This window comes from cyanobacterium endosymbiont of Epithemia clementina EcSB, from assembly GCF_029919255.1.
Taxonomy (GTDB): domain Bacteria; phylum Cyanobacteriota; class Cyanobacteriia; order Cyanobacteriales; family Microcystaceae; genus Rippkaea.
Genome location: NZ_CP123991.1, coordinates 1,434,499 through 1,446,587, shown reverse-complemented (window position 1 = coordinate 1,446,587; position 12,089 = coordinate 1,434,499). Strand labels below are relative to the sequence as shown.

7 protein-coding genes and 1 tRNA gene are annotated in these 12,089 nt (G+C 32.9%); 4 read left to right on the top strand and 4 right to left on the bottom strand.

What is annotated here, in order from left to right; all coding sequences use genetic code 11:
* Position 1: 1 nt before the first annotated feature.
* From P3F56_RS04730 to ctpB, 3 genes are all read left to right on the top strand, one after another.
* Entirely contained in the window at positions 2–520 is a 519-nt protein-coding gene (locus tag P3F56_RS04730) for a DNA-binding protein (RefSeq protein ID WP_281153612.1), read from the top strand.
* A gap of 23 nt (positions 521–543) precedes the next feature.
* Positions 544–1,074, top strand: coding sequence for an NUDIX hydrolase (locus P3F56_RS04725; protein ID WP_281153611.1), 531 nt, complete (start codon positions 544–546; stop codon positions 1,072–1,074).
* A gap of 120 nt (positions 1,075–1,194) precedes the next feature.
* Positions 1,195–2,559 carry a carboxyl-terminal processing protease CtpB gene (ctpB, locus tag P3F56_RS04720; RefSeq protein WP_281153610.1) on the top strand — a complete coding sequence of 455 codons (1,365 nt, stop codon included), beginning with the start codon at positions 1,195–1,197 and terminating at the stop codon, positions 2,557–2,559.
* Positions 2,560–2,994: 435 nt separating this feature from the next.
* Here the strand turns inward: ctpB and P3F56_RS04715 are convergent, their stop codons facing one another.
* The 3 genes from P3F56_RS04715 to P3F56_RS04705 form a co-directional block, all read right to left on the bottom strand.
* A complete protein-coding gene (locus tag P3F56_RS04715; RefSeq protein WP_281153609.1) occupies positions 2,995–3,180 on the bottom strand; it encodes a hypothetical protein in 186 nt (61 codons plus the stop codon).
* Between the two features lie 1,401 nt (positions 3,181–4,581).
* The gene (locus tag P3F56_RS04710; RefSeq protein ID WP_281153722.1) at positions 4,582–5,742 is read right to left on the bottom strand and encodes a cysteine desulfurase family protein; all 1,161 of its coding nucleotides are present in this window, start codon (positions 5,740–5,742) and stop codon (positions 4,582–4,584) included.
* Positions 5,743–5,851: 109 nt separating this feature from the next.
* Entirely contained in the window at positions 5,852–6,259 is a 408-nt protein-coding gene (locus P3F56_RS04705) for a zf-TFIIB domain-containing protein (protein ID WP_281153608.1), read from the bottom strand.
* Positions 6,260–6,373: 114 nt separating this feature from the next.
* On the opposite strand from P3F56_RS04705, the gene coaE reads away from it, so the two are divergent.
* On the top strand, positions 6,374–6,979 hold the full coding sequence (gene coaE / locus P3F56_RS04700) for a dephospho-CoA kinase (RefSeq protein ID WP_281153607.1): 606 nt from the start codon (positions 6,374–6,376) through the stop codon (positions 6,977–6,979).
* A gap of 1,750 nt (positions 6,980–8,729) precedes the next feature.
* On the opposite strand, the gene P3F56_RS04695 is transcribed toward coaE, so the two are convergent.
* Positions 8,730–8,803: transfer RNA gene (locus P3F56_RS04695), tRNA-Asp, on the bottom strand.
* Positions 8,804–12,089 lie beyond the last annotated feature (3,286 nt).

The window sequence follows — 12,089 nt, the reverse complement described above, 5'->3', positions numbered from 1 at the left end:
CATGAAAGATTTAAACATTAGAATTTGCCATGGTGGATTTCTGTTCTTACTGCTAGGAGAAATTATCGGTTGTAATCGACTAGATTTTTTCAGAATAGCTCAAATACCAGTAACTCCTATCGATGAACTCATCCAATATCAGCAACCAAAAGAAGATCATCAAACTCAAGAGACAACTTATTATATCGAAGGAACTGTGGTTGATCATGCGCCCTTTATGGATAATGGTTCCTATAAACTTCAAGATGATACAGGGACAGTTTGGGTTCTGACCAATGGCATCCTTCCCAGACGAGGAGATTCCATAACTATTAAAGGACGAGTAGAATATCAGCCAATTTCTATTGGTGGCCAAGATTTAGGCGAATCGTATATTGTAGAGTTAGAACAACTTGAGACTAAACCCCAAACTGCCGATCAGCCCACACAACCATTACCTTCTTCTCAACCTGAATCTACATCGACACCGGATTTGGATGTTAATGAACTTCTACTACCCCATAAAAGTAACTCAAAATAAAGTTAAATTAGATTCAAATAACTATGCGATCGCATAAATACTCATCTCCTCCTCAATTATCTCTAACTAATATCGAGTACAAAGACACTAAATTTCCTCTTCAGGTGGCCTTGGCGATTGTTTACCAAGAGGATAATTTTTTACTCCAATTGCGTGATAACATACCCACAATCGCCTATCCTAACTGTTGGGGTTTATTTGGAGGTCATGTAGAGTCAGAAGAAAACCCAAAACAAGCACTAAAACGGGAACTAGTTGAAGAAATTAATTATAAAGTCTCTAACCCAATAAAGTTTAGAGTTTATAATGAACCGAATATTACTCGTTACCTTTATTCTTCTCCCTTAACTGTTGCGATAGAACAATTAGTCTTGCAAGAAGGAGTCGATTTTGGGTTAGTACCTGTAAATATGATTAAGCAAGGACAATGCTATTCTCCAAAAACCGATCAGGTTCATCCCATCGGAAAAGTTCATCAGGCAATCCTACTTGATTTTTTTGAGTACAACTTAAAGCTAAAAGAAAACATAGTGATCACCTCTACTCACACTTAATTCTTCCATTGTGGTGGTTTAATCAAAGCCATCGAGGTTGAAGACGGCTAATTCTATCACCTAAACCTTGTTGATTTGCTCGAACCCATTTCATATTGTCATTATTCTGTAAAAATCCCCATGAATAGTCCGATAAAACCCGTTCGGTTGCATCAAATTTGTCTCTGGGGGGGGATTGTCGCAGCTGTAACTCTCCAGTCTCTGGCCACTCCTGCGTTAAGTTCTCCTAAATCAGAGATAACCATCTTAGAGGATAATCCTAAAGTGGTCATCGATGAGATGTGGCAAATTGTTAACAATGAGTTTGTAGACAAAGAATTCAATCGAGTTAAATGGAAGGAAAAGCGTCAAGAATTGCTCAGCCGAAATTATGCCAATCATAAACAGGCATACAAAGCTATTCAAAAAGCCCTAAAATGGCTAGGGGATCCTTATACTCGTTTTTTGACCCCTGATAATTTTGCTACCCTTACTAGTCAGACCTCTGGGGAATGGTCTGGTGTGGGGGTAAGACTAACATTTGACAAACGTACGAGCCAGTTATATGTGGTGGAGGCCGTTAGAAGTTCACCGGCTGCTAAGGCGGGTATTAAAAGAGGTGATCGTATTAATCGCATCAACGGCCAACCAACAAGTTTAATGACTCTCGAACAGGCTATAGATGCAGTTAAAGGGGAATTAGGAACTGATGTTATTCTAGAACTGTCCCGTGGGGAGAAAGAGGTGTTTGTCGTTACCCTAACACGATCACAGATTGAAATTGCTTCTGTAACTTATAACCTCAAACAGGAGAGAAAACTTCGCCTCGGTTATATTCGCCTCGACGAGTTTAGTTCACATGCCGCCGAGCAAATGACAAGCGCAATAAAAGATTTGAGAAATAAAGAGGTATCCGCTTATATTTTAGATTTACGGGGAAATCCAGGAGGATTGCTTCTTGCCAGTGTAGATATTGCTCGTCTTTGGCTCAAAAAAGGAGAAATTGTTATGACGGTTGATCGTCGTGGTGGTGATCGTCATTTTTCAGCTAATGGAACCTCATTAACTGATTTACCCTTAGTGGTGTTGGTCGATAATGGTTCAGCCAGTGCCAGTGAGATCTTAGCAGGGGCGTTAAAAGAAAATCAACGAGCAACAGTGGTAGGAACTACCACTTATGGTAAGGGAACTGTACAGTCAGTTCACTCCTTATCAGATGGGTCTGGGTTAGCGGTTACCATTGCCCGGTATTATCCCCCCAGTGGGAAGGATATTAATCAAAAAGGGATTAAACCCGATATTTATATAGAAATAAGCGAAGAGGAACATACACAACTGAGGGATGATCCATCCTTAGTTGGAACTCATGCTGACCCCCACTATAGAAAAGCTGTTGAACTTTTAGGAGGACATGCTCCCTCTGTCTCTTTACCCAAAATCCCTAGACCAGTTAGTCTTCGTTGGGAAACTTTACACGAAGTGGTAAAGGATAAAAACCCCCGTTGAGAAAGAATGAACCGACGAGTTGAGGATAATTGAATTGTTGATCATCTGGATTGAGGTAGAACATTAATCCCTTGCCATACAGGAGCCTCCAGAGCTAGTTGTTATACTCCCTTGTGTAAAGAGGTTGCATGCAGGGTTTCTACAAAAATATCGAGAAAAAAATAAAGGGGTGTTGAGATGCAGATTTAGTAGGTTAAGTTAACTAGGCTTCTGACTATTAATAATTAATAAATTTGATTAGTAAAGGATGATCTAAATTACCATTTACAAGAAGCACTCGTTGACCATCTTTGCCTCCAACTGAAGTTATCAGTACCGAACGAAGATTGATATTTGAGAGTAAACAAAGTTGAACATATAGTTTAAGTGAAATGCTTCGACCGCAAAATGAGAATCCTAAGGAACAGTTATTCTCCCAACACTTAAAAACTTTTCTTAGGATTGTCTATGTGATGCTCGCATCTTCTTATAAGATAAAAACTTGCCGTTTACATCCTTAAAAAATTCAGCAGGATCATCTTTAGGAATATCAGCCAAGGAGAGAATTGGAAGTAAATAAGCAACATCATTAGCACATAAGAAAATATTGCAGAGTTGTTCCCGTAAAATTGATATTTCCATTCCTAACAGGAGTCTCTCAACTAGACCAGCGAGAAGCTTATTTTTCCGATCTGGTAGATAACCAATGTATTCTACTTCAACATTGATGGTAATTTGGGATTTAGAGATCAGTTGTCAAGAAATATTTTGTGCTGATTCAACTTTAAAGGTTTTCCGTTGAAGAAATAGTTTGTCCAACAGTTCTTCAGTTAGCTGAATTTGAAGTTTAGTATCACTAAATTCATTAATTAAAGCAGGATAGTACTGAGCTTCTTTTTCTAATTTTTACCTTTCTACGGCTAAAGACTGTAGCTAATTTTCTAACACCTCTATTTTGTTACTAGTTTCTATTAATTGTTGGATCAAATCTTATCTAACTTTATTTTAATACTCAAAAGCTACCGAGTTAGGGGATGCAGATAAGAAATTGTTAGTCAGAATTTATTGAGTAGTTTTATTCAACAATTTTTGCAAATTGTTCCTTTGCTTTTGTCGATCCTTGTATTGAGGACTTTTATTAGTAAACTTTGTTGAGATAACAGCAATTTATCGTTCAAGTTCTTATATTTTATCCATTTGTACTATCCTTTCTTGGTCCTAACTAAGAGTTGATGCTATCCAGGCTTTATAAGAGATCAAATTAAGTTAATTTTGCAAATTTTTTTAGTTACTCTAAGAATTTTTAGTTCATTTTTAGCTGTGAAAATATTTTCTTTTAAACTACTAATTTAGCTTAATATTTTACGATTGTTTAGGAGTATATCAATTCAACCATATGTTTTACAACATAGCAAAAATCTTAGTATTATCGTCTTTTATTGCCCTAAGATTAACAGGTTTAATAAGAATATTTTCTCTTATATCTTCCCAAATAGATCATTCCTGAACTGGCTAAAAAAACAAATTTGTCGGATAGTCTAAACCAAATAATCTTTCATTAAGAACTCCTTCTGTCGGTGCTAAAGTAAAGTACTAGGGTCGGTAAGTTTAGCACTAGAAGTAATAGGCTCAAGGAGTAAGTAGCAATTCCCTGCGTAATTATGGGGATTCTGTACACTGAAAATCAAACTGGCAAAAGTGGTTAAACTGGTTGTTTCAACAATAAGCCAGTCATTATCTCGGAAAAGTTCTGAGATAATGACTGGAATTAAACTCTTCTCGTTATTAAGGATTAAGATCTTTTCTTTCTTCTTCCAGAAAGTTTAGTAATTGTTCAGCTACTAGCTCATAGCTCATTTTGCTCATTGGTTCCACTGAAACTTATGCCTTTTTGTAACTTCGACAAAGACTTTACCTCATGGGTCTTTAATAAGAAGAAGTTATCCAAAATCGTTTCCTTTGAAGAGGCATATTGGTTTATCATGATCCTGATTTCATCAGGTAAATTAGTTTAACGCCCCCATGTTTTGCTGAACATTAAATTTAAATAGTGGCTTGACGTAAAGACTTAATGGTACTTATTGTTGACCCACTCACCTGCTCAATATCTTGGGTGGTGGTAAATCGCCCTAGTCCGAAGCGCAAGGAGGCATAAGCTAGGGAATCCTGATATCCTAAAGCTAGGAGAACATGAGAAGGAGTTGTTCCCATCGAAGAACAAGCAGAGCCTGAAGATACTGCTACTGTTGACTGTAATCCTAGTAGTAAGGCAGAGCCGTCAACCTTTTCAACACTAATGTTAAGGTTACCAGGTAACCGTTTAGTGGGGTGACCATTAAGATAAATACCGTCTAGTTGACTTAATCGATGCCAAAGGTGATTGCGCAATTGACTTTGACGTTTTCCTTCAGACTCTATTTCTTCTAATCCTAATTCCACAGCTTTAGCAAATCCTACAATTTGGGGGGTATAGAGGGTTCCTGAGCGTACTCCTTTTTCCTGTCCCCCTCCGTGCAACTGGGCAGCTAAGCGCACTCTAGGATTACGACAGCGGACATATAGTGCCCCGATGCCTTTGGGTCCATAAACTTTGTGGGCAGTTAAAGACATAACATCTAAGTTCATCGTTTGAACATCTAGAGGAATTTTTCCGATCGCCTGCGCTGCATCACTGTGGAATAAAACTTGATGATCATGACAAATTTGTCCAATTTCTGCCAAAGGTTGAATAACCCCAATTTCATTATTAGCCGCCATGACTGACAGTAAAATTGTCTCAGGACGAATAGCTTTTTCTAATTCATATAAATCGACTAATCCGTCCTTTTGAACAGGTAAAAAGGTTACTTCAAACCCTAGTGTTTCCAAATAATGGCATGGCTCCAACACTGCTCGATGCTCAGTTTGGACGGTAATAATATGTTGTCCTTTATTAAAATAGGCTTCAGCAATTCCTTTGATTGCTAAATTATTAGCTTCTGTTGCGCCACTGGTAAAAACAATTGCTTCGGGACTACAATTAATGGCATCCGCTAGAGTTTTTCTAGCCTTTTTAACGGCTGCATCGCTTTCCCACCCATAAATATGAGCAGTACTGGAAGGATTACCAAAATATCGAGTAAAATAAGGCATCATAGCCTCTAGTACTCGCTCGTCCATAGGAGTCGTGGCATGACAGTCTAGGTAAATGGGACGTTGGGACATACATAATGAATCTAAACCACCCGGAGTTGCCAATACCTCACTCGCACCTGTCAGTGCTGACAGCACATTACTACCCTAGTCTTATTAAGACACCACTTTCCTTGTTATGTTATGATAACACATTTTTTTTAAAACGTAGGATTTTCATCGCTCGAGCTAGGTATCCTTTCTGCTGAAAATTCTGTTTAAATTGTTGAAACTCCCCTGCATCAAACCAAAGACCATGGCATTCTAAACAAGTTTCATACCAAAGGGGATATTCGTCAAAATCAAATATTTTGAGCATTGGAACTTGACATCGGGGACAATTCACTTTTTTTTGTAATGATTCTGATGGACTCTCCTCCTGAAAATCTCCTAAGTCTATAGTCTCAGAACCTTTAAGATTTTTTAGCTGTTCGGCTTCTAAAGAGTCAAACCAAATTCCCCGACATTGGTAACATCGTTCCACTTTGGTCTCTTCATAGATAACTTTTTCTAAATTCCCCCCACATTTGGGGCAGATTGATAGATTCATAAATTCTTTCTTAACCAATACTCCTTTTTTCTAGGATAGCTAAGATTTATCCCAGAAGGGTACAAGATAAACTTGACTGTAACATTAAAACTGCTAAAAAGATAGGAATAAAAAATGAGTACGAAGTTACAAAGAATTATTGGGTTAACCGGAGGAATTGCCACTGGAAAAACTACGGTTTCTAACTACATTAATAAGATTTATAAAATTCCTATTTTAGATGCTGATATTTATGCTAGAGAAGCAGTTAAACCAGATTCTCCTACATTACAGGAAATTTTTACTCGCTATGGCCAATTGATTCAGTTACCTGATGGACAATTAAATCGTCAGATATTAGGAGATATTATTTTCAATAACTTAGAAGAAAAACAGTGGTTAGAAAGTAAAATTCATCCTTTTATTAAAAAAAAAATTGAGAAAAAAATAAGTAAGTTAAAATCTTTAATAATAATTTTATCTATTCCTCTACTATTTGAAGCTAAACTAACTAATTTAGTAACAGAAATTTGGGTTGTCCGCTGTTCTTATTCCCAACAAATTAAGCGATTAATTAAAAACAATAAAATGACTCAGAAACAGGCTATAAAAAGAATAGAAAGTCAAATCTCCTTGGAAAAAAAAGTTGCTTTAGCTGATGTCGTTTTGGATAATTCTTTGACTCTAGATGTACTGTATCAGCAGGTTGACTTTTACCTAAAAAATAGATTTTTTAGGTAAAAGTAACTCCTTAGAGGTATAGACAATTTGTTTTCCTCAAGAAGTTGAAGTTACAATAAAATTATTGAATATTTATTAAATTTTTAGGAGCAAATCTGAATAATATTTACTATTGTAAACCTGGTTGTTTTTCTTATCGAATTTAGCTATTATTAATTTCCCCTTAGAGGTTCTAAATAAAGATAAAGGCTAAAGCCACTCCTTAACTAAGAATCGTTAAAAGTTCGGACACTAGGGTAGGATAGTTCAATCGAACAAAATAAACGGATACGAAGACAGTCTGAGTAGCGTCAGGTTTTCTAGAACCAATAGCTACGAAGTTAAAATTCACTAATAAGCCAGTGGCATGTTCTATCCTTGTGAGGCTATGGAGTACAGCATCAGATAATAAAGTTAGTTGGCGGACATAATCAATGGTAAATCTGTTTTATTACCATAGAAAGCCATGTTACTACGAAGAGATAAACATCCTGCGTTTTCTAGAAAAGGGTTTTGGGTTTTTAAGATAGAATTCGATTGACTATCCTATGTGCTAGGAATTACGCATTAACAGATCAACTTAAATATAAGCTGTTTGAAAACATAAAGCTATCCTAAAAATCAAGAGCAGAAAACTGATAAAATAGAGGGGAGTTATAGTAACTCTTATAAATAAATCAATGGCTGAGTATCATTTATATATCTATGCTTGTATGTTTTGGTGAATACCAATATTCAGACTGTAATTGTCTATCCAAGATATTTATCAATTTACTCATGACGATGTGAACCATTTCTGGCTAAAAGAAAGTTATTAACCTGTTTATTTATTCAATAAAATTAAGTAAAAAAATAAAGTATTAAGTTAAGTTAAAATTTTTAAGACACAGTCATTAGAGAACTTATTAAGAATACAACTTAAATTGATTTATTAGCCATATTTGGTGATATAAGTTTTTCTAGTTAAATAAATTCAATAAACAAAAAATAAGATATTTTGTCTGAAAAAATTAACTATTTTAAACTGATTTTTTCAGAAACTTTAACTTGATATCTCCGTCCGGACTATACTATTTAAAATTGACAGATATTAACAAAAAAATGGATGATCATTCATTAAAACAAATTTGGAAAAGTCAAAGTATTGAAAAGCATTTTGAAAACGATATTGTTCGATTTTATATTTTATTTAGTTAAGATAATCAAGACTTCAATGAAGTTAGCACCCGCACTAGAAACCCCAGCTCATACAACAAGCCAAGTGCACCAAATTGTAGGCGAGTATCCGAAATCTTTTGACGTTACTCTCAAAGCAGAGTAACGGCTTAACGACAAAATTAGGAAAGCTAACATTAAAACGGTCAATCAACCCCCAGAAACAAGCTAAAATTAAAAGGCGAACCCCGCAGCTCTAGCTAGTGGGGACTGGCTAGAGCTGAGTTGTGCAAGATAATCAATAATCTTAAGAAGCTCGAAACAGTTTTTCTGATAGTTAAAAATGATATATATATCATTGTATATATATCATAGCTAATAAATAGTCCTTAGCACTGACTAGGTGAAGAATCCAAACGAGGGCAGATGAATGGCAACATTTTCTATCGAGAAAAGACTAATGTAAGCAGTAAAGTCTTAACTGCAAGCTAGGAAAGCCTGCGCTATACTTTTGCGCAGTTCGCGGAGAAAACTCCCACTCCTCAATAATATGTGCCTACAAGCGGCAAAAAGAACTAATTTGTTAAAGATTTTATCTAAATTAGTTTTGTGCACACGGGACTGACGGGGCTCGAACCCGCAACTTCCGCCGTGACAGGGCGGTGCTCTAACCAGTTGAACTACAGTCCCATCTCCCAAACCGTCTACGAGTATAACTAAATCCACTGACATTTGTCAACCCATAAAAAAAATACTTCAGATATTATAATAAATAACCCTACGTTTTAGAACATTTTAAAGTCTTAAAACCGTTTACTATTAACTGTTTCTTCCCTGTGGTCAGACAACTTCGTGGTAAATAGCAATAAAATAATTCTCTCGAAAAGGAAAAGGAGAAATGACGTTTACTTGGGAAAAACTTAATTGATTGAGAATAACCTATATATAGTTAATAGCTTAGTTCTTGCTGATTCAGCTAGATTTGCTTTACAAAAAATACCTTAATAAAAGTTGCAGAGTTGAGAAGCAACATCCAAGAACTCAACCCAAAAGATCCCGGTTGTAGTCGTAAAATAAGTCTTTGACTTTTCCAGAGCCACTTTACACTCAGGAATTTCTGAGAAGGTAACTGGATACGGACAACGTTGTAATGAACTCTCACTGTTCTAGAATTAAGGATTCTAAAATTAATTTAATACCACTATAGACTTCTCCACTGAGAATATATGTTAAGTAAGTCTAAACAAACTTTTAAAAAGAGAATTATTTTGCATTTCTACATTTAAGCAATTACAGTTAAATTTATATTACCTTTCTTCCTTATTTTTTAAATTTTTATATTTTGTATAATTTTTACTAAATTAAAAATTTAGTTGACTGTTAAATTTATGTTTAAACATAAATTTAATGCTCTTGTTTTTGGTTTAAAAAAATGTAAGTAAACTTTCATCATTCTTGCTTCACTGATTGTGCTAGCTAATTTTTGAAGTCAACTAGTATCTAGTAATTGCTCTTCTAAAAAATGTTCTACATTTATTAAAATCTACCTATTTAGGTTTATTTATCCTATAACTAAATTACTTAATCACCATCTTTAAAAAAGATAAATAACTACATTTGTAACAAATACTACTATCAATATAATTCACTGATGCTTTGAATTATATTGATAGTAAAGGATTAAATTTTAATTTACAATATCAGGAGGAGTTCATAAAAAAAATTTAATTTATGCCATGAGAATACTTCTAGTACACCATACTAATACTTTCTTCAAAAAAAGATAGTTAAATACTATCTTTTGTCATCAAAAATAAGCAATTATTATGTGAGATAAACTATTGAAATGCTAAGTCAAGAAACTTCGTAGTTAAAAATTGATAGATTTTCTAAACGTATCAGCTCTCTTTTTAAGAAAACTTTAATTTTTTAATAAAAAATTAAAGTTTTCTTAAGTTGTTACTCGGTAAAAATAGATAATAATTTCTTCAATTTAATGATCAGCCTAACTAATTAACAATTTTTTGGTATAGTGAACAATATTTTTAATGCCAATTAGCTAATCTTAATAATTACTATACCTAATCTAGGTTTTTCTATAAAGTCTTATACACCTAGTCTAATTTTACTTTTATAGTCAAATTTTTTTAAAATTATTTAACTGAATATTAACTGGTTTAGTTGCATAGAATCTATCCACTGCTACTTTAGTTTATTGCATTGATTTATTTACAATTTTTATGATTTATAAAGATTTACATTGACTTCAAATCTATACTAACATCTTCAATATTGAAAATAACCTATTTTACTCTCTTTTTGAAACTGTTATTATTTTTATAATTACCACGTTAATTATTTTACATAAAAATGTAAACACTACATAATAACTTCTCTGTTTTTTGATAACAGCAATTTTGTCAGTTACCAATTTAATGTCTTATTTTTCCATACTTGTAATTTTTAATCTAAATTATTGAGCATTATTTCTATTTTTTAGCTCACTTTATTCCTTTTAGCTACATTCTTAATCCCACTATTTTTAAGTATTTTTTATTTTTTTAAAAATGTTATCTACTTTTTAAGTTAGTTAAACTATTCCGTTAATTTAATTCATACTAATTTAGATTTAATTTAATAATAAACTGTCTTACAATAGATATTTTCTTGTAGCCTATACCAATAAAATACCCAATATTTAATTGATCATTTATATAAAATAATTTAATATTTTAATCTCAATTAAGATAAATTTTAATAGGTTTAAATCTTAAAATTCTATTCTTAGAATTAAGTAAATATTCAGATATTTCAACTCAATTTATACATAAAATACTCAATCATGTTGTTTATACAATTTAAATTGTAATAAGCTAATAATTAATTATTAAACTTTGTATTTATATCTTTAATCGTTACATGATATTTTTCTTAAAACCGGATATTTGTTGAATAAAAAAGAAAAGTAGCTTTCAAGTAGCTTCTATGACAAGATTGTGAATAGTCCATGACTAACAAATTTATTTTAACAAAAATTTAATTGTGCTGGACACTATTTATTACCTCAGACTACGGAAAAACAATCATCTGTTTTTAGTCTACTAGTTATATTTTAAAGTTAATTTAAGAAGGAAAAGTTTACTATAAAAATTATTTTAATAACTCGAAAATTTACTTTATTATCGTCTGTCATTTACTGTTCATTTAAATCAAAGAATTAGTCTAGAATTATCTCTTTTCCGAGAAAAACAAAAATACTATAACAATTATTTACTAATATTCATAGCTCTACAATAACCGTTAATATCGTCTTGCTTAAAGTAGTATTTGGTCGCTAGACGTAGATCTACTTCCGTTTACTTATAGTGTCCTAACTCTGCTAGAAGAATACCTTGATGACGGTAAACCCTAACATAAGTAGAATCCAAATGTAAAGCTTAAGTGTAATTTTCGATGGTTGTTTGTTTATTTCCTGACTTTTAAAAACTCAATCTCTGTTGATAATGAGGATCGGTTTTATCAGAATTCATATTAATTTCGTAAAATAAACTTTTCATATTATTTAACTCGTCAATAAATCCTTTGAATTATCATGTTTATAAGTTAACTAACCAATTATTTTTTTGATCTATTTAATAGATCAAAAAAATAGATTTAAATATTTTCTTGAGAAACCTATTGAAATTTTTATTTCGTTTATTTAATTAAAAATTAATCTCTTATTAACTTTAATCTTTAATAGTTTTTAATTGTTAGTTACCTACGATTTACTATTCGGAGTGTAGGAGTAATAGAAACTGGAATATTAGTAAAAAGAACATTGCATAATCTAGAACTAATAGCAATTTCTAATAATCCAATATCTGAGATAATATTGAAGATATTTAGCAAAATATTTTCAACTCTTTGATTATCTACAATTTGATTTTCTATTTGTAGTTTCATTATTGTAGAGGTCCTTAATTGATTGGCTCAT

Coding starts and splice junctions, on each gene's coding strand:
- P3F56_RS04725 (WP_281153611.1), top strand. CDS start 544: ATGCGATCGCATAAATACTCATCTCCTCCTCAATTATCTCTAACTAAT.
- coaE (WP_281153607.1), top strand. CDS start 6,374: ATGAGTACGAAGTTACAAAGAATTATTGGGTTAACCGGAGGAATTGCC.
- ctpB (WP_281153610.1), top strand. CDS start 1,195: ATGAATAGTCCGATAAAACCCGTTCGGTTGCATCAAATTTGTCTCTGG.
- P3F56_RS04705 (WP_281153608.1), bottom strand. CDS start 6,259: ATGAATCTATCAATCTGCCCCAAATGTGGGGGGAATTTAGAAAAAGTT.
- P3F56_RS04710 (WP_281153722.1), bottom strand. CDS start 5,742: ATGTCCCAACGTCCCATTTACCTAGACTGTCATGCCACGACTCCTATG.
- P3F56_RS04715 (WP_281153609.1), bottom strand. CDS start 3,180: ATGGAAATATCAATTTTACGGGAACAACTCTGCAATATTTTCTTATGT.
- P3F56_RS04730 (WP_281153612.1), top strand. CDS start 2: ATGAAAGATTTAAACATTAGAATTTGCCATGGTGGATTTCTGTTCTTA.